At 66.1% G+C, this 17,663-nt stretch carries 18 protein-coding genes and 1 pseudogene; 6 read left to right on the top strand and 13 right to left on the bottom strand.

Annotated elements, in window-relative coordinates; translation table 11 throughout:
- From gatB to gatC, 3 genes and pseudogenes are all read right to left on the bottom strand, one after another.
- Positions 1-564: pseudogene (gatB, locus tag ACLP25_RS24535) on the bottom strand (Asp-tRNA(Asn)/Glu-tRNA(Gln) amidotransferase subunit GatB); the annotation flags it as partial.
- Positions 565-615: 51 nt separating this feature from the next.
- Positions 616-2,139 (bottom strand): Asp-tRNA(Asn)/Glu-tRNA(Gln) amidotransferase subunit GatA, encoded by a 1,524-nt coding sequence (gatA, locus tag ACLP25_RS24530; RefSeq protein WP_442471736.1) that lies wholly within the window; start codon positions 2,137-2,139, stop codon positions 616-618.
- A 52-nt stretch (positions 2,140-2,191) separates the two neighbouring features.
- Positions 2,192-2,479 carry an Asp-tRNA(Asn)/Glu-tRNA(Gln) amidotransferase subunit GatC gene (gatC, locus tag ACLP25_RS24525; RefSeq protein WP_442471735.1) on the bottom strand — a complete coding sequence of 96 codons (288 nt, stop codon included), beginning with the start codon at positions 2,477-2,479 and terminating at the stop codon, positions 2,192-2,194.
- 437 nt (positions 2,480-2,916) lie between these two features.
- Between gatC and ACLP25_RS24520 the strand changes: the two genes are divergently transcribed.
- The gene (locus ACLP25_RS24520; RefSeq protein ID WP_442471734.1) at positions 2,917-3,465 is read left to right on the top strand and encodes a carboxymuconolactone decarboxylase family protein; all 549 of its coding nucleotides are present in this window, start codon (positions 2,917-2,919) and stop codon (positions 3,463-3,465) included.
- 127 nt (positions 3,466-3,592) lie between these two features.
- Here the strand turns inward: ACLP25_RS24520 and ACLP25_RS24515 are convergent, their stop codons facing one another.
- A complete protein-coding gene (locus ACLP25_RS24515; RefSeq protein WP_442471733.1) occupies positions 3,593-4,603 on the bottom strand; it encodes a GlxA family transcriptional regulator in 1,011 nt (336 codons plus the stop codon).
- Between the two features lie 134 nt (positions 4,604-4,737).
- On the opposite strand from ACLP25_RS24515, the gene ruvX reads away from it, so the two are divergent.
- Positions 4,738-5,217 (top strand): Holliday junction resolvase RuvX, encoded by a 480-nt coding sequence (gene ruvX / locus ACLP25_RS24510; RefSeq protein ID WP_442471732.1) that lies wholly within the window; start codon positions 4,738-4,740, stop codon positions 5,215-5,217.
- A gap of 331 nt (positions 5,218-5,548) precedes the next feature.
- Complete coding sequence (locus ACLP25_RS24505; RefSeq protein WP_442471731.1) at positions 5,549-5,746, top strand: hypothetical protein; 198 nt, start codon at positions 5,549-5,551, stop codon at positions 5,744-5,746.
- Between the two features lie 30 nt (positions 5,747-5,776).
- On the opposite strand, the gene dprA is transcribed toward ACLP25_RS24505, so the two are convergent.
- The 4 genes from dprA to ACLP25_RS24485 form a co-directional block, all read right to left on the bottom strand.
- Positions 5,777-6,997 carry a DNA-processing protein DprA gene (dprA, locus tag ACLP25_RS24500; RefSeq protein WP_442471730.1) on the bottom strand — a complete coding sequence of 407 codons (1,221 nt, stop codon included), beginning with the start codon at positions 6,995-6,997 and terminating at the stop codon, positions 5,777-5,779.
- A gap of 4 nt (positions 6,998-7,001) precedes the next feature.
- A complete protein-coding gene (plsY, locus tag ACLP25_RS24495) occupies positions 7,002-7,598 on the bottom strand; it encodes a glycerol-3-phosphate 1-O-acyltransferase PlsY (RefSeq protein ID WP_442471729.1) in 597 nt (198 codons plus the stop codon).
- Positions 7,599-7,627: 29 nt separating this feature from the next.
- Complete coding sequence (pyrC, locus tag ACLP25_RS24490; RefSeq protein ID WP_442471728.1) at positions 7,628-8,917, bottom strand: dihydroorotase; 1,290 nt, start codon at positions 8,915-8,917, stop codon at positions 7,628-7,630.
- Between the two features lie 146 nt (positions 8,918-9,063).
- Positions 9,064-9,609 carry an Hsp20/alpha crystallin family protein gene (locus ACLP25_RS24485; protein ID WP_442471727.1) on the bottom strand — a complete coding sequence of 182 codons (546 nt, stop codon included), beginning with the start codon at positions 9,607-9,609 and terminating at the stop codon, positions 9,064-9,066.
- A 414-nt stretch (positions 9,610-10,023) separates the two neighbouring features.
- On the opposite strand from ACLP25_RS24485, the gene ACLP25_RS24480 reads away from it, so the two are divergent.
- A complete protein-coding gene (locus ACLP25_RS24480) occupies positions 10,024-10,446 on the top strand; it encodes an Hsp20/alpha crystallin family protein (protein ID WP_442471726.1) in 423 nt (140 codons plus the stop codon).
- An 11-nt stretch (positions 10,447-10,457) separates the two neighbouring features.
- Positions 10,458-10,889 carry an Hsp20/alpha crystallin family protein gene (locus ACLP25_RS24475; RefSeq protein WP_442471725.1) on the top strand — a complete coding sequence of 144 codons (432 nt, stop codon included), beginning with the start codon at positions 10,458-10,460 and terminating at the stop codon, positions 10,887-10,889.
- Between the two features lie 71 nt (positions 10,890-10,960).
- On the opposite strand, the gene ACLP25_RS24470 is transcribed toward ACLP25_RS24475, so the two are convergent.
- The 5 genes from ACLP25_RS24470 to ACLP25_RS24450 form a co-directional block, all read right to left on the bottom strand.
- On the bottom strand, positions 10,961-13,747 hold the full coding sequence (locus tag ACLP25_RS24470) for an alginate lyase family protein (RefSeq protein WP_442471724.1): 2,787 nt from the start codon (positions 13,745-13,747) through the stop codon (positions 10,961-10,963).
- 118 nt (positions 13,748-13,865) lie between these two features.
- Entirely contained in the window at positions 13,866-14,882 is a 1,017-nt protein-coding gene (gene sohB, locus ACLP25_RS24465; RefSeq protein WP_442471723.1) for a protease SohB, read from the bottom strand.
- Between the two features lie 75 nt (positions 14,883-14,957).
- Positions 14,958-15,437: an NUDIX domain-containing protein gene (locus tag ACLP25_RS24460; protein ID WP_442471722.1), complete on the bottom strand. Its 480-nt coding sequence runs from the start codon at positions 15,435-15,437 to the stop codon at positions 14,958-14,960.
- A gap of 106 nt (positions 15,438-15,543) precedes the next feature.
- The gene (locus tag ACLP25_RS24455; RefSeq protein ID WP_442471721.1) at positions 15,544-16,062 is read right to left on the bottom strand and encodes an RES family NAD+ phosphorylase; all 519 of its coding nucleotides are present in this window, start codon (positions 16,060-16,062) and stop codon (positions 15,544-15,546) included.
- Positions 16,059-16,403 (bottom strand): MbcA/ParS/Xre antitoxin family protein, encoded by a 345-nt coding sequence (locus ACLP25_RS24450; protein WP_442471720.1) that lies wholly within the window; start codon positions 16,401-16,403, stop codon positions 16,059-16,061. The genes ACLP25_RS24455 and ACLP25_RS24450 overlap by 4 nt, the downstream gene beginning before the upstream one ends.
- Positions 16,404-16,563: 160 nt before the next feature.
- Here ACLP25_RS24450 and ACLP25_RS24445 point away from each other — a divergent pair, with 160 nt between their 5' ends.
- Complete coding sequence (locus tag ACLP25_RS24445) at positions 16,564-17,115, top strand: CBS domain-containing protein (RefSeq protein ID WP_442471719.1); 552 nt, start codon at positions 16,564-16,566, stop codon at positions 17,113-17,115.
- Positions 17,116-17,663: the final 548 nt, after the last annotated feature.

Here is a 17,663-nt window from a genome sequence, read left to right as displayed (position 1 = left end):
CAGCTTGCCGACATAGGCCTTGGCCTCGTCGGCCGAGCGCAGGTCGGGCTTGGAGACGATCTCCATCAGCGCCACGCCCGAGCGGTTGAGGTCGACGAAGCTCATGGTCGGCGACTGGTCGTGCAGCGACTTGCCGGCGTCCTGCTCCAGGTGCAGGCGCTCGATGCCGACCCGGATCGAATAGTCCGGCGTCAGGTCGACCTGGATCTCGCCCTCGCCGACGATCGGGCTCTTGTACTGCGAGATCTGATAGCCCTGCGGCAGGTCGGGGTAGAAGTAGTTCTTGCGGTCGAAGGTCGAGCGCTTGTTGATTTTCGCCTTGAGCGCGAGGCCGGTGCGCACCGCCTGCGCCACGCATTCGCGGTTGATCACCGGCAGCATGCCCGGCATCGCCGCGTCGACCATCGACACATGGGCGTTGGGCTCGCCGCCGAACTCGGTCGAGGCGCCGGAAAAGAGTTTTGCCCGCGATGTAACCTGGGCGTGGACCTCGAGCCCGATCACCACTTCCCAATCGCCTGTCGCGCCCTTGAGGAGCTTGGCGCTGGCCGGTGCTGTCGTCATGTCGATGACCTCGTCATCTTTCCAAGGGGTCTTGCGTCGGGGGCGGGCGCTTCAGGCCCACCACGGCTCCGGCGGCGTCAGGCGTCCCGCCGCCTGCTCGATTGTCTCGCCGAGGGCGAACAAAGTCTCTTCGTCGAACGGCCGGCCGATGAGCTGCAGGCCGAGCGGAAGGCCGTCGGCGGAGAGCCCGGCCGGGGTGACGAGCCCGGGAAGCCCGGCCATGTTGACCGTCACGGTGAAAACGTCGTTGAGGTACATCTCGACCGGATCGGCCGAGACCTTCTCGCCGATGGCGAAGGCGGCCGAGGGCGTCGCGGGCGTCAGGATCGCGTCGACGCCGTTCTGGAAGGCGACCTCGAAGTCGCGCTTGATCAGGGTGCGGATCTTCTGCGCCCGCAGGTAATACGCGTCGTAATAGCCGGCGGAGAGCACGTAGGTGCCGATCATCAGCCGCCGCCGCACCTCGGCGCCGAAACCGCGGGCGCGCGTCTTCTCGTACAGGTCGACGATGTCGGCCGACGGCTCGCGCAGGCCGTACCGGACGCCGTCGTAGCGCGCGAGATTGCTCGACGCCTCGGCGGGCGCGACGATGTAATAGGCGGGCAGCGCGTGGCGCGTGTGGGGCAGGCTAACCTCGACGATGTTGGCGCCCGCGGCGCGCAGCCACTCGGCGCCCTTGGCCCACAGCGTTTCGATTTCGGGGTTCATGCCGTCGAGGCGGTATTCCTTCGGGACGCCGATCGTCAGACCCTTCACCGAGCGCCCGACGGCGGCCTCGTAGTCGGGAACGGGCTCGGTCGAACAGGTCGAGTCCTTCGGGTCCGGGCCGGCCATCGAACGCAGCATGTTCGCCGCGTCGCGCACGGTACGGGCAAGCGGCCCCGCCTGGTCGAGCGAGGAGGCGAAGGCCACCATGCCCCAGCGCGAGCAGCGTCCATAGGTCGGCTTGATGCCGACGATGCCCGTAAAGGCGGCGGGCTGGCGGATCGAGCCGCCGGTGTCGCTCGCGGTTGCGGCGAGGCAGAGATGCGCGGCCACCGCGGCCGAGGAGCCGCCCGACGAACCGCCCGGCGCAAGCAGGCCGCGCTTGCCCGCGTCGGCGAGTGCAGCGCGGGCCTGCTCGCGGCTCCAGTTCGGCGGCAGCCAGGGCGAAGCGACCGGGCCGTAAAAGGAGGTCTCATTGGACGAGCCCATGGCGAACTCGTCCATGTTTAGCTTGCCCAGCATCACCGCGCCGTCGCGCCACAGATTGGCGGTCACGGTCGACTCGTAGGTCGGCTTGAACCCGTCGAGGATGTGGCTGCAGGCCTGGGTGTGCACGCCCTCTGTGGCGTAGAGATCCTTGATTCCGATCGGTAGGCCCTGGAGCGGGCCGCCTTCGCCCTTGGCGAGGCGCGCGTCGCTCGCCTCGGCCATCGAGAGCGCCTTTTCGGCTGTGACCGTGACGTAGGCATTGAGACCCTTGCCGCGCTCGATCGCGTCGAGGTGCGCCGTCGTCAGGTCGCGACTGGAGATCGCTCGGGACTTGAGCTGATCGCGCGCCTCGGCGAGCGTCAGGGAAGTAAGGTCGGTCAAAGGGAAGTCCTAACAAGAGGGCCGCGCGACGGGGCAGGACGATCGCGGCGAGTCACTCGATCACTTTGGGGACGAGAAAGAAGCCGTCCTCGGTCAGAGGCGCGTTGGCCAGCACTTTCCCGGCGATTTCGCCGTCGGTGACGACATCGTCGCGCATCGGCAGCCGCATCGGTGTGACCGAGGTCATCGGCTCGACGCCTTCGACGTCGACCTCGTTCAGCGCCTCGACGAATTTCAGGATGGCGTTGATCTCGTCTTGCAGATGCGGCGTCTCCGCTTCGCTCACGCCGATGCGCGCAAGACGCGCGATGCGGCGAACAGCAGCGAGATCGACGGACATCGAAGGCTCCTCGAGATGGCCATTCTTGCGGGAAGTGGCCCCTATACATCGTGCATATATCGCTGGCAAACCCCACGCGGACTGGCCCACCACCATTTGGGCAGCCGGACGAGCCGGCCGGGAAGACAGGTGGGGAGCCGCGCCTACCCCGTGCGGCTTTGCGGCGCCGACTCCCTGGCCCGTCTGTGATGCAGGAGTTGGAGGCCGAACTCGCGGGATCGACCGCCGACCGCTCGAAGCGAGGTGCGCGTGCCGGCGAGGGCAGATGGCGCGGAAGGTGGGGACTTTGGCGAACCTGCATCGCAAAACGCAGCTAAACAGCCGTCGTCGAACGCACCGGTTCGAGACCGCTTTCTGCGCCGCGCCCGGCTTGGCTGGCTATCGAGAAGGACGGCATGCGGAGGTCTTTGGCCTCTCACTTGCGAAAGGGAATTCCGATGGAACGCTTCCCCGTTCATACGATCGAGTCGGCCCCTGAAGCGTCCAAGACTGCGCTCGGAGACGTGCAGGCAAGGTTCGGGACGATCCCCAACCTTGCCGGGGCGATGGCGACATCGCCGCTTCTCATACAGAGCTTCGTCGGCATCTTCGATAAGGTTCACGGCGGCCCGTTCACAGAGCCGGAGATTCAGACCGTGCTCCTCACCGACGCGGTAACCAACGCCAGCGCGTGGGCGGTGGCGCTCCATACGGCGCTCGGGCTGCAGGCCGGTCTGGAACAGGCTGAGGTCCAGGCGATACGCTCTGGGCGCTCGCCCTCGGGCGCCAAGCTCGGAGCGCTCTCGACGTTGGCCCGGACTCTGATTGAGAAACGCGGGCGGCTCGATGAGCAAGACATTGAGCAGTTTCTCGCGGCCGGGTTCGGCAAGGATCTCCTGCTTGGGGTGATCACGATCGTAGCCGCCTCGACGATCACGAACTACACCGGCAGCGTTGCGAACCCACCCTTGGAGGAACGCCTGAAGCCATACGCCTGGAACGGCTGAGACGCCGCCTCATGCTTGACGGGACGCACGGCGGCAAGGCCGCCGCAGCCGCCACGCGCCGAGGGCGACAGTCGAGCCGAGGGTCGGGACGGCGCCGAAGTCGCCGGCGGGACGTGCGCGCCTCGTTTCAGGTGCTGAAGCGAGCCCGGTAGTCTTGCGGCGTGGCGGCAAGCAGCCGCACAAAGCTCCGACGCATCGTCTCTTCTGATCCAAAGCCGCAACGCTGAGAGATGCGTTTGACTGGCAAGCGGGTTTCGGAGAGTAGACGCCGCGCTTCTTCGACTCTCAGGCGCTCAATAGATCTTGCAGGCGTTAGGCCGGTTGCCTCCGCATAGCGCCGGCTGAAGCTGCGCTCGCTCATACACGCTTGTTCGGCAAGAACGGGAAGCGAGAGGTCGCCGGCCAGATGTTTACGGATCCACTCATGAAGCGCGCCAAATCTGTCCTCAGCCGCCTGCAGCGAAAGAACCTCGCTGAACTGCGCCTGTCCGCCGGGACGCTTGAGGAAAACGACCAGATAACGCGCGACGGCGAGCGCCACGTTGCGGCCCAGATCCTCTTCGACCAGCGCCAGGGCGAGATCGATGCCGGCCGTCACGCCCGCGGAGGTCCAAACCGAACCTTCCCGCACGAAGATGGGATCAGACTCGACGCGGACCGCGGGGAAGCGCCGTGCAAGCTCCGCACAGAAGGCCCAGTGCGTGGCCGCTCGTCGCCCATCAAGCAAGCCTGATGCGGCCAGCAGAAAGGATCCGGTGCAGACGGACGCGGTGCGACGGGCCAGTTTGGCGCGCTCTCGCACCCAGTCGACCAGGACGGTGTCCGCCACCGCCGCATCGACCCCTTCGCCCCCAGCAATCACGAGTGTGTCCAAGCCCGCTTCCATCGGTGGAAGCGGATGCGTGACAATCGTCATTCCAGACGAGGAATCGACGCTCCGGCCGCCGGGCGCCACGATCCGGATCTCGTAGGGCGGCGCCTCGCCGGCCTTGGCCATGAAATCGTTGGCGGATGCAAACACCTGAAGCGGCCCGGTGACGTCGAGGAGTTGTACGGCCGGATAGGCCAGGATTTCGACGGTGCGGATCGCGTTTGGCGTCATCGCCAAAAAATGACGCGATGGCTTCTGTTTGTCCATCAATCACGCTGAGTTCCCGTGCGCCTTCTCGAGGAGATCTGACAGCCGGCGAAGCGGCGGCCCAGGCGGTGAACCTCGTGGGGGCCACGCTTTTGCTTCGACAGGGTCGCGGCCCCGTGCTAGCGGCAGCCCCGATGAACCGTCCGATCGCTGTCGAAAACCTTGCCGAACGCCTTCCGCCGAAGGCGCGCCTGATCGGAATCGACCTGGGGACCAGGACGATCGGGCTCGCGCTGTCGGATGTCGAGCGGCGGCTCGCCTCGCCGTTGAAGACGCTGCCCCGCACGGCGTTCCAGAAGGACGCGGACGCGCTGCTCGCCATCTTCGCCGAGTTCGAGATCGCAGCCGTCGTGCTCGGCCTGCCTCTCGACCTTGAAGGACGCGACAGCCCGCGCGCGCAATCCACCCGCGCCTTCGCCCGCAATCTGGCGACGCGAACCGATCTGCCGATCGCCTACTGGGACGAAAGGTTTTCCACCGCGGTGGTTTTGCGGTCGCTGATCGAGAACGACGTTTCCCGCGCCCGGCGCGCCGAAGTCGTCGACAAGATGGCGGCGGCCTACATTCTGCAGGGCGCGCTCGATCGACTCCAGGCCCTCGACAGCGACTTGTGAACAGCGTAATGAGGTTTTCTTAAGGGTCCCGAGACCTAAGTCTTGTGTATTGCAGGAAAAGAAGTCTCTATCAGGCTGGGGCGGGGGCAGGTCGAATCGGCAGTGCGCCGGAGCGCGCTGTCTGTGTGCGCCTACGGAACCGCTGTGGTGGTTCCGACAATGCGTGCGAGCGGCGGATTGAATGGTCGGGCAACACGGTTATCCAAGACGTAAACACACGGCGGCCGCGCTTTCCGGGCGCGCCCCTGAGCATCAGGACTCTCTTCCTTCCGACGAAGCGCCGGGTCCTGCGAGCCGTGAGGGGCTCGATGTCGCCGGCTACGTGTCTGACATGACCGCTCAGCTCGAGGCGATGGCGCTCGCCGCAGGGCTCGATCTGCTCGCCTATTTCCTCGGCATGGCGCGGTCGGAGGCGGATCTGTTCGTTCGCACGAACGCCGGTCCCGAAGGCGAATCCGGCGCCGGCGAGGACGAAGACGACACGCTCTCCGACGAGGGTCAGGCCGAGTTCGACAGCTCAGGGCGCTGACAGAGGGTCCACCGGTCACGCCGTGTCGCCTCAGGACGATCGCAAGGCAACGCGGTCGCCGCCGGAAAACTCCACCCGTCCGGCGAGTTCGAGCTCCATCAGGGCGACGCGCACCTCACGAGCCGAGGTCTCGGCCGCCCGTGCGAGATCGTCGAGCGTGATCGCGGAGGGTCCGAGCAGGGTGACGATACGGTCGCGCACGGCCTCGAGGCGATCGACGGCGACATAAGCGGGGCCGACCGGCTCGTCGAACTCGTCACCGGGCGTCGTCCGCGGGGTCGCCTGCGGGTCGACGCCAAGCAGCGCCTGCTCGCCCCAAAGCGGCTCGCCGACTCTGTTGTCCTCTTCGAGCGCGGCGAAGAGATCGGCTGGACGGGTCGGCGCGAGCGCCGTCACGACGTCCTCGACCGAGGTGCAGATTGTCGCACCCTGCTTCAACAGGTCGTTGGCGCCTTCGGCGCGCGGGTCGAGCGGCGATCCTGGCGCCGCGAACACCTGGCGGTTCTGCTCGAGGGCGAAGCGCGCCGTGATCAGCGATCCCGAGCCGCGCGCGGCCTCGACCACCACCGTGCCAAGCGCGAGACCAGAGACGATGCGGTTGCGGCGCGGGAAGTCGCGGCCGCGCGGCTCCCATTCGATCGGCATTTCCGACACCACCGCGCCGTGCTCGACCATGCGCTCGATCAGCGGAATTGCCTCGGTCGGGTAGGGGCGGGCATGGCCCCCTGCGAGCGCGCCGACCGCGCCGGTTTCCAGGCTCGCCGCGTGGACCCGCTGGTCGATGCCGCGCGCCAGGCCCGACACCACGACATAGCCCGCCTTTCCGATCCCGCGCGCCAGCCGCTCCGCGAAGGTGAGGCCGGCGGCGGATGCGTTGCGGGAGCCGACGATCGCCACCGCCGGCTGCTGCAGCGCCTCCTCCCGACCGCGCAGCGCGAGAATAGGCGGCGCAGAATCGATCTGGCGCAAGACCGGAGGATAGTCCGCCTCGCCCAGTGCGACGAAGCGGACACCCAGCTTTTGCGCCAGCGCCATCTCCCGTTCGATCTCCTCCCGCGTCGCCACCCGGATCGGCCGCCGCGCGCCGCCGCGCCGGGCGACGTCAGGCAGCGCTTCGAGCGCCGCTCGGGCGCCGCCGCAAGCGTTGACAAGCGCGCGGAAGGTGCGCGGGCCGACGTTCTCCGATCGGATGAGCCGCAGCCAGTCGAACAGCTGGTCGTCGGACAGGCGCGGGTGAGGCTTTTTCGCCATCGCTTCAGGCCTGTCCGATCTTCGCTTCCGTTCCGGCGATGAGCCGGCGGATGTTCGGGCTGTGCTTGAACCAGACGATCGCCGCCAGCAGTCCAAACACGTAAGCGACCTCGGGTAGCCCAATCACCCAGGCGACGAGCGGCGAGACGACGGTCGCAGCGAGCGCGGCGGCCGACGAATAGCGCGTGAAAAAGGCGATGGCGAGCCAGACGACGGCGAAGGCGAGCGCAGCCGGCCAGGCGACGCCGATGAGACCGCCAAGGAAGGTCGCCACCCCTTTGCCGCCGCGAAACTTCAGCCAGACAGGATAGAGGTGGCCGATAATGGCGCCGGCCGCAGCAGGGAGCGCGGTCGCCGGTCCGAACAGCCAGGCGCCGAGGAGGACGGCTGCGGTGGCTTTGAGCGCATCGAGCACGAGCGTCGCCGCGGCGAGGCCCTTTCGTCCGGTCCGCAGGACATTGGTCGCCCCGATATTGCCCGAGCCGATGGCGCGCAGGTCCCCACCCCCGGCGAGCCGCGTCAGGATCAGCCCAAACGGAATCGAGCCGAGCAGGTAACCGAGCGCCAGCGCGAGCGCCGCCCCATACGAAACCCCAACCATGCGCCCTCCGCGTCGATTTTTCGGTGAGACTATTCGTGGGCGACGCGCCCGGCAACCAGCGTCAGTTTGACGCGCCCCTCGAGCCGCGCGGCGTCGAACGGCGTATTGCGGCAGCGTGAACGAAGCTCGGCGGGGTCGAGAACGTAGGGCTCCTCGGGATCGAAGCGGATGACGTCCGCCGGAGCGCCCACCGAAAGGCGCCCGACCGGCAGCCGCAGGATCTCCGCGGGCCTCAGGGTCATCGCCCGGATGAGGCGCGGCAGGCTGATGTCTCCAGACGTCACGAGGCGCAGGCTCGCCGACAGCATCGTCTCGACGCCGATCGCGCCGGTCGCGGCCTCGGCGAAGGGCAGGCGCTTGGTTTCCACGTCCTGGGGATCGTGGTCCGAAACGATGACGTCGATCACGCCCCGGTTCAGCGCGTCGACGAGCGCGATGCGCTCGTCCTCGCCGCGCAAAGGCGGGCTGAGCTTCAAAAAGGTGCGGTAGTCGCCGACGTCCAGCTCGTTGAGGGTCAGGTTGTTGATCGAGACGCCGCACGTGGACGCCAGGCCCGCGTCTCGGGCTCGGCTCATCGCCTCGATCGAGAGGCGGTTGGAGATCATCTGGGCGTGGTAGCGCGCGCCCGTCAGCGCCACGAGCCGGAGGTCGCGTTCCAGCGCGATCGTTTCGGCTTCGCGCGGCACGCCGGTCAGGCCGAGCCAGCTCGCCCGCAGCCCTTCGGCCACGACGCCGTCGCCCCTCAGCGACCGGTCTTCGCAGACGGGCGCGACGAGCGCGTCGAAATCGCGGGCGTAGGTCATCGCGCGGCGCATCGTCTGCGCCTCGGCGATCGATCGCAGTCCGTCGGAAAAGGCGATTGCGCCAGCTTCGGCGAGAAGCCCGATCTCCGCGATTTCCCGGCCCTCGAGGCGTTTGGTCAGGGCCGCCGACGGAAATATGCGGATTTTGGCGTCGTCGCGGGCCCGGCGCAGGATGAAGCCCACGACGGCGGGATCGTCGACCGGCGGATTGGTGTCGGGCCTGATCACGAGGCTGGTTACGCCTCCGGCGGCGGCTGCGGCGCTCGCGCTGGCGATGGTCTCGCGATGCTCGGCGCCCGGCTCGCCGACGAAAGCGCGCATGTCCACGAGCCCCGGCGCGACCACGTCTCCGGCGCAGTCGATGAGCCGGGCCTCTTCCGGAATCTGGTCGCGGGTCACTTCGGGTCCGACGCCGACGATGACGCCATCCCGGGCAAGCAGGCCGCCCCTCGTTTCCGTCTCGCGCTCAGGATCGATCAGGCGGGCGTTGAGAAAGGCGATCGGGCGGGTCGACATGCCGCGCGATTAGCGAGCGCAGGCCGCGATTGCAAGCGGGACCCCGACACGTCTCAAGATAATCGACCGAGGCTTTCCCGTCCGCTGAAGCGGATGCGCCGCCGGCGTCTCTGTCAAGGCGTCGGCGGCGCTCGACGTTCCGGCGCCTACTCGCCTTTAACCTCGATGGTCTTCACCGGCTTCTGCGCCTCGGCCGTCTTCGGCAGCGTGACCGTCAGGACGCCTTTCTTGAAGCTCGCCTCGATCTTGTCGGCCTCGACGCCCTCAGGCACGCGCAGCGCGCGCTCGAATGAGCCGAAGCGCCGCTCCCGCAGATGGAAGTCGGGCTTCTTCTCTTCCTTGTCTTCGCGCTTCTCGCCCTTGATCGTCAGCACGCCGCCCGCGACCTTCACCTCGATATCCTTCTCGTCCATGCCGGGCAGGTCCGCATGGACCTCGTACGCATTGTCCCGCTCGACGAAATCGATCGCCGGGACGGCGACCCAGGATTCCGGCGCCCAGAACGGTTCGATGTCGAACGCCGGACGGCGGAACGGCAGCTTAAGCGGACTCATGGTGAAGTCTTCGAACAGACGGTCGACCTCCCGGCGCAGGCTCTCGAACGGGCGCCACATCTGCATCTGCATCGTGGACGGCGCCGCTCCCGGTTTCGTTTCGGTCGTGACAGGGATTTTGGTTTCAGCTTTCGCCATTGAACCCTCCACTATCGGCTGGTTCTCAGCCTTCAGGCACAGGATACGCGCCCGCAGCGGCGGCGCATTGACGCGTCGCAAACCGTCGCGGGCCAAGTATGGTATAATTAAGTTTTGTATCGATCCAATGGCCGCCGTTCGGCAGCGCCCGGTCTCTCATCTGCGGCGGGAGCTTATGCGATCGGAATGGGAGGGTTTCCGACTTCGGCCGGCTCGTCGTCGACACGCCGCAGGGGTGCGCGGTTTCGCCGCCGTGCGACTGACCGCCTCTTGACGCTTCGCGGGCGCTTCCCCACCTCAAAAGAACTCGTGGCGGGAAGACGTCCGCTCGCCACCCGAGCGCCAAGAACCAAGATCGACCGCGCTCGGGTTCGAGCCGCGCGCCTTCCGCCCACGACAGGGAAGGAGGCAATCATGGCGATATTTTCGGATCCATTCGATGCGCTCGACAGCTTTCAGCAGGCGCTCGACGCCTTCCGGGCGAGCGACTGGCTGGAGGCGGGCCCGAGCGGCGGCGGCGCCTATCCGCCGTTAAACGTGTTCCGCAAGGGCGACGACTTCATCATCATCACGGAAATCCCCGGGGTGAAAAAATCGGACCTCGACTTGCAGGTGAAAGGCCGCACTTTGAGGCTCTCCGGCGAGAAGACGCTCGGCTTCCCCGAGAAGGCGGCGGTGCACCGCCGCGAGCGGCTTTCGGGCCGGTTCGATCGCGCCGTAACGCTGCCGGTCGAAATCGACCCCGATGGCGTCAAGGCCGAATATCGTGACGGCATTCTCGCGCTGTTCCTGCCGCGCGCGGAGAGCGACAAGCCGCGGACCATCAAGATCGGCTGAGAGGACAACCCATGAGCAAGGACGCGAAAGAGAAGGCGACGACCATGGCTGAGAGCAAGGAAATGGCGGTCCGCGAGAAGAAGGAGCTCGTCGCCAAGGAGGAGAAGACGGTCCCCGGCCGCTACTTCATCCCCTACGCCGACATCTACGAGACGGACGAAGTGCTTGCGGTGGTGTTGGAAATGCCGGGCGTCGAGAAGAAGGACCTCGATGTCGGGCTCGAGAACGACGTGCTCAGGGTCGACGGTCGCATCGACTTCTCAAAGTACAAGGAGATGGAGCCGGTCTATGCCGAGTATAATGTCGGCCACTATGCGCGCTCGTTCGCTCTCTCCAACACAATCGACCGGGAGAAGATCAGCGCCAACCTCGAAGACGGCGTGCTGACGCTGACCCTGCCCAAGGCGAAGCATGCTCAGCCGCGCAAGATCGCCATTGCCTGACGGCGGTTGAGGGGCTTTAGCTGTAGACTTTCCGGCCGGCGTTTCGTTGCGGCGGCCGGGGCGTCGCCACTCTAAAGCTTACTCTGGCCCGACGGGAAGAATCCGACACGCGCCCCCGCTTCGAGTCGGACCGAAGTTTCCCCGGCGTCGGTCGTCCCGACGGCGGCTTTGCGTCCCGGCTTGCCCTTGTCATCGAGGTCGAACGCCTCGAGCCCGCGCAGGGCCTTCAAATTCACAGTCACGGTCGCCGGGCCCGGGGACGGATTGGCGAGAATGTACGCGCCGTTCGACGTCCTTTCAATCGAAGCGAGCCCTTCCTCGCTGCGCCGGATCGCGGCGTCGCCGACCCTCAGGAACTTGCCGCCGCCGAGATAGAGCGAATACGGCGTCCCGCCGGTCGTCCTGACCAGCGCTTGCAGCGCGTCGGTCTCGAGCCCGGAGGCCGAATGGGGGCCGGGCCGATAGGACGCGAAGCAAAGGTCGGCGCCTTCGGTAACTTCGATCCGCAGGAGGCCGAACCCGTCGTCGAAGCCGCCTTGCTGGGTCACGCTTTTCACATACGCGCTCTTGCCCCCGGAGAAATCGAGAACGTTGCCGAATACGGTTGAAGCAATTTCGTCGCGCCGCTCTATCAGGGTCGGGGCGGTCGAGTTGACGCCCTTCCCGTTTGGCAGGGAGTCGGCGTACACGCCCCCGAGTCCGAGGATCGGCTGTCTCGTCGCCCCGGCGGCCGCGATGAGCCGCGCTGATCGCTCTCCTCGCTCGAAGGCGATCGACCAGGTTTCCGCCGTCGGCTGGGCCTGCCGCACCTCGGCGAACGCATTGTATCCGTTGGGGACCGGCGCCGGGAAAGGCGAGACCGCGAAGGAAAGGCTCGACGTCGGCGCCCCCCGGATGTGCCAGGCCAAATCATACTTGTGCGGCGCGCGCGAAAACGCGCCGAAAAGGTCCGCGAGATAGTCGCCGGTGAGGCAGAGCGCTCGATCCAGCGCGACGCCGGGATAGACGGAATCCGACCAGGCGCGCTGAACGCCGAAGGTCTCGCCCGGGCCGTAAACCGTCTGGTCGGCGCGCGCCCTCTCCTTTTGAACGGGATGGCTCAGCCAGTGCTGAGATTGCTCGTCGACGGTCAGCGTGTTGTGGGCCAACGTCGTCCAGTGCCACTTCACATCGAGCGGATTGTCATAGGGGAATTGCACCCCAGGGCTGGGCATCAAGATGTCGTCGAGCGCCCACAGATCGATGTGCAGCCTGTCTGGGTGCCCATGCGACACCGTCGGACCGTAGGAAAGCGTCAAGTTGGCGATGCCCGACCCATTCGAGGCCGGCGTGCGCAGCACGCCGAAACCGACCGTCGGGAAATTGACGTTGGGGAAACTCAGGGGCGGAGCTTTCTCGTGCGGATCGTTGAACATAAACGGGGGCGGAGCGGGGGCGAGCCAGGGATGGATCAAGGGACGGCTCCTCGAGGTCACGGCCTTTTGCCCCGGTTCGCCGCCGGTTTTCGTGGCGGGGAAGCCGCGTTCGTCCGGCGCGTCGATGATGGCAAGATAGCGAGGATCCCGGTATCTTCGATATCCGTATTCGTATATAGCTGGAAAGTATAACTGAGATAGCCAGAGTAAATGGGAGTCGTTTTCGCCCGCAATGCGGAGGTTCGGATAGGCGATCAGCAGGGGGAAATCAAAGACGTATTTGAGAATGCTATCGTTGTAGCGGTAGAGATCAATCCCGTGCCGCCAGGCCGCCTCAGCCGCGTTGACCAGCCCGTGGAGCGCGTAAAGGCTGTACCCGGGGCTCCCTTCCACCCACATGCCGCCCGGGATGGCCTCCGGAGTGAAGTAGAGCGTCAGCAACCCTTTGCTCGGGTTGTCGGCCGTCGCGGCGACCCAGTCTTTCGGCGGCGGAAATTGCTTGTAACGGGGCGCCTCGTTCTTGGCGAGCGTCGTCCGCGTTCCGTAGAGGGCGGCGTTGACCAGTTCCTGATCGTCCGTCGCGTAACCCGCAAGGAGGACCGCGGCGGCGCCGATCGCCCCGCGATTGTTGAGCATACTGGCGAATCGAGCGGACGGGTCTTGTTCGACCACTGTGGGATAGAGCATGACCCACGCAAGAGGCTGCAACAGCTCGTCGTGAATTCTCTTGCGGTCCGCGGGAGACAGCGACGGGGTGTTGTAGATAAGGTCGTAGCCTCGCGCGAGCAGCTCGAGGTCGAGCGAATCTTCCAGGATCTGGCCTGTCAGTCCCTTTTCCCAACGGTACATGATGGACGGGGACGCCCCATAGCGGGGCAGGTTCGCATAGGCCAGCAGCAGGTCCCGCGCATACCTTGCATATTTCTCGTTGTCGGTGAGGGCGTACAAGATGCCGAGCGCGTCGATCGCTTCGGAATCCCGGTCGAAAAACCAGGAGAACTTCCGAACCGGATCGTCTGTATGCTGGCGGCCCGGAAAGTCGGGAAAGTAATTCCCGGGATACAACCATGCGCCGTCGGAGCCCTTTTGCGGCGGCGGAATGTCGATCGGCTCGCCGATCCGAGCGTCCATCCTCTTCTCGAGTTCGGAAAGCTGTTGCCGGAGCTCCGCGCTGGTCTTCAACATCTGCTTGTATTGCCGGATGTCCTCCTCATCCCAGATCGTGTTCGGATGCCCGACGCTCATGCGCGGCTTGCCGAACACCTCGACGTCTTCATGCGGCGCCGTGGCGACGGTCGGCGCGATGTTGTTCGGATTGGTCGATACGGCGGAGGGCGCGAATGCGGCCGCATCCCCGGCAAATGCGGCCGGAACTCCCAGCGCGGCCTGCGACACCGAAAGCGCGGCGACGAGCGCCCAAAGGCGGATCAATCGCACGCGCACGGCCTGTCCTGCTTCCCGTCGCTTCGCGATAACACTGCGCTCTCCGGATCTTTCAGGCTGTGCGCCCTGGAGTTTTCCGGGCCGCCCGCGGGACGAGGAGCCAACGTCACGGCGGGCGTCAAGCGAGGCCGGCGGCGCGGCCATAAGCGAAATCCGCGGCCCTGCGTGCGGCGACGCCGAGGCCGCCGAGGAGTTGCTGAAGCGGCGTCTTGCGCGCTTCCCACTTGACCTCGTAGAGGCGGGCGCTGTCGCGGACGCGGAACAGAAGCTCGTCGCCGGCGACGATCTCGTCAACGAGACCGAGCGCGAGCGCGTCGCGCGCCAGCCAATAGTCGCCATTCGCCACGCGAGCGATGTCGAGGTTGGGGCGACGCTCGGCGACATGGGCCTTGAACGCCGCATGAATCGCTTCGAGCTTGCCCTGGAAATGGTCGCGTCCCGCAGGCGTGATTTCGCCCAGCACAGATACGGTGCGCTTGAATTCGCCGGCGGTGATGTCCTCGTACTCGATCTCGTTCTTCTTGAGGAGCTTGTGCAGGTTCGGGACCGAGGCGACGACGCCGATCGAGCCGACGACGGCGAACGGCGCGGCGACGATGCGGTCGGCGGCGCAGGCCATCATATAGCCTCCGCTCGCCGCCACCTGATCGACCGAGGACGTGACTTTGATCCTTCGCTCGCGCAGGCGAAGAATCTCCGCGGCCGCAAGCCCATAGCCGGTCACCGTGCCGCCGCCGCTGTCGATTCGCACGACCACCTCGTCGGCTTGCGGCCGCGCGACGGTCAGCACCGCGTCAATCTCGCGCCCGAGATTCTTGACGGCGGTTGCGCGTAAATCGCCCTTGAAGGTCAGCACAAAGATGCGTTTGCCCACTGGCTGGCCACGGCGTGCCTTCGCCTCCTTCTTGCGCGCCTTGATCAGCGCCTTCCGCTCCTTCTTCTCGAGCAGCCCGGCGTTCAGCGCGTCGCGCATGTCGTCGTAGCGGTCGTTGATCGACTTGATCCGGATTTCGCGGTCTTTGTCCCCGTCGCCCGAGCGCGCGAGGCGCGCGACCAGGATAGCCAGCCCGCCGATGGCCGCCACGATGACGAGGGCCTTGATGACGAAAGCGGCAATGTCGAGCCAGAACGGCATGAACGCTCCACAGGCAAAAGGCCGGATATAGGACGCCGCCGCGCTTTTTCATGACCGCGGCCCGATGGCAAGGGCTTACGTTTCGAGGGGGCGTTCGCCTTTCAAGCGCTCGGCCAGCGCGTCCAGGATCGGGCGCTGACCCTTGAGGATCTTTCTCTTCGCTGTCTCGAGATCGAACCATTCGGCTTTGTCGACTTCCGGGAAAGCGGCCGACTTTCCCGACCGGGGCGGCCACTCCATCGTAAAATGCTCGCTCGTCAACGAGGCGGGATCGAAAACACCCTCCGAGGCCCAGGCGGCGACGAGCTTGCCGCTCGGCTGCTTCACCGTCCCGAGGTCCAGGAACGCGCCCTCTGCCACCGCCCCGGTTTCCTCGCGGAATTCCCGCTTGGCGGCCGCAAGAAGGTCTTCTCCCGGCCCCACCTCGCCTTTCGGGATCGACCATGTGCCCTCGTCCTTCTTCGTCCAGAACGGGCCGCCGGGATGGACAAGCAGGACCTCGACGCCCGGCGGGCGTCTGCGGAAGAGGACGATCCCGGCGCTGGTCTTGGGCATGGCGGCGCTCCCGAGTTCACCACGAACGACGCAAAGGGACACGAAGCTTGGTCTTTCTTGGTGTTCTTGGTGGTGAAAATTCATGGCGTCGCAGCGTCGGCGAGTGTCAGTCCCAGGACAACTGGCTCTTCGGCAAACGGCCGCTCGGGTCATGAACGATCGCCCGGTGGGGCAGGCGGTCGCTCCACCGCCAGAGGGTCAGATTGACGTCGTCCGATGTGGCGCTGTTGACAAAGCTCGGCCCGATCACTCCGGTTGCGCCCTCGCCAAGGAGTCGCTTTGCGAGCCGCCAGCTCGCCGGATCGCGGCCGGCGGCGGCCTCGGCGAACCAGGCCGACGCCATGTCGGCGATTTCGACGCCTGCCGCCCGACGATCGTCCTCGGTCCGGCAATCGACGACGTCGGCGCAATCGATCTCGTACGTGCAAAGCACGAGAGGCTCGAACTTGCGTGCGAAACCCTGAGCCGCCTCCTTGATCGCCGTCATGGGGTCCAGCGCGAGATAAAGCGCCGGCATCCCTTTGGGATTGAAGCGGCCGCCGTGAGTAGCGGCGCCTTCGCCCGACAAAGGCTTGAACGACCAGCGGGGACCGTGGGCGCGGTAAGCGAGCCCCGCGAATCTCAAGCAAATCCGCCGAGCGCGATCGAGTCGAGATAGTCGCGCAGCGCCGCCGCCTGGCCGGACTTCACTAGAGATTCCGCGGTGCGTCCACCGAAGGCTGGGATCGGCTCGGCGCGGTACCAGGCCATCGCCTGCATCGGCCCGCCAGACCATGCGGACACGCGCCGCAAAATCTCATTCATCTCCCTGAGGCGCGATTGCGTTTTGGCCGCCTGAAGGCGGCTCGTCTTATACAGGGCTTCGGGGGCGAGTCCGACGGTTTCGGCGAGCTGCTTCTTCGTGAGGCCGTACGCGTCGTAGGCGACGCCGGCGGAGGCGGCCTTCTTCGGCTTTGTGGCGCTCATGTCAGGTTCTTTGCCCTCTTTACGCGGTATATTATCGGACAGAATCGCCGGCGGCGCAAGGGAATGAATTGTCTTCGATTGCGACGGCGGTGACGGACGGGAACCGCCTTTTCATCGCCTTGTCCGCCGCTATAGTCCCAGCCGACAATCGGGGCCGCCGATGTTTGGATCGTTACGAAGCAAGGACCGCGACAAGGCGGGCGTGCTTGCGGCGCGTCAGGCGGTATCCAAGGCGCAACATCCGCGCGTGGCCGAACCGACTGCGCAATCGGTCTGGACCAGCTTGGGCCAGCACGACGTCCCCACGGTCGGCGAGGACGCGACCGTGTTCGATGCGCTGAAGGTCATGGCCGAGCGCGATGCGGCCGCGGTCGCCGTGGCGTCGCCGGCCGGTCTTGTCGGGATTTTTTCCGAGCGGGATTTTGCGCGCAGCGGTCTCGTGCGGGAGGGCGCGGCGAGAGAGATGCCGGTCGTTGAGGTCATGACCCGGGTCGTGGCCTGCGTCGCGCCGGCGGACAGCGTGCGGCGGTGTCTCATCCTGATGAACGAGTGGCGCGTCACCCATGCGGCCGTGCTCGATGAGGGGCGACTGGCTGGGCTTCTGTCCCAGACCGACCTGCTCGCGGCGCAGATCGCCTATCACGAGCGCGTCTTCCACGAGACCGAGATGGATCAGAAGCTCTTGTTCCTGCGCGGAACCTACAGCTGCTGACCGAGCGCGCCGGGAGGTCGGCTGCTCGTGGTGAAAACCACAGGGTCGGCGCCCATCTCAATGGCAGGAGTGCGCAAGGAGCGGGCGTTGCCGGATGGTTCGGCGAATGGGTCAAGTCGATCCTTTGCTACCGTTCGCGTTCGCTCCGGTATGGCAGGAGGGCGCCAGGAGCAACCGTTCCGGGAGCAAGCTCCGAACGCGTCTGTTCGACCCGAGGCGGGGAGTTCCCGCGTCGCTAGTCCGACATCCCACGACGCCAAGCGGAAGTTCAAGGGCGCCGTCGACCGCCAAGCAGTGCGGCGCCGCGAACCCTGCGGTGACTCGGCGACATGGGCGGCGGTTTCGAGAGGGGACTCGTTCGGCTTGCGCGAAATCCAAAAATAGCGCAGATTCTCGATGAATTTGAAATGAATTGATCAGTGTCGTTTCTGACCATGTCGCGCCTTTTCATCAGCCACTCGAGCTGGAACAACGACAAGGCCGTTGAGATCCGCGACTGGCTCGCGAAGAACGGCTGGGACGACGTCTTCCTCGATCTCGACCCCGAG

Origin of the sequence: Roseiarcus sp., assembly GCF_052145395.1 — a bacterium.
GTDB lineage: Bacteria > Pseudomonadota > Alphaproteobacteria > Rhizobiales > Beijerinckiaceae > Roseiarcus.
Note: the sequence above shows the minus strand (reverse complement) of the source record. Positions and strands in the feature narration are given on the sequence as shown.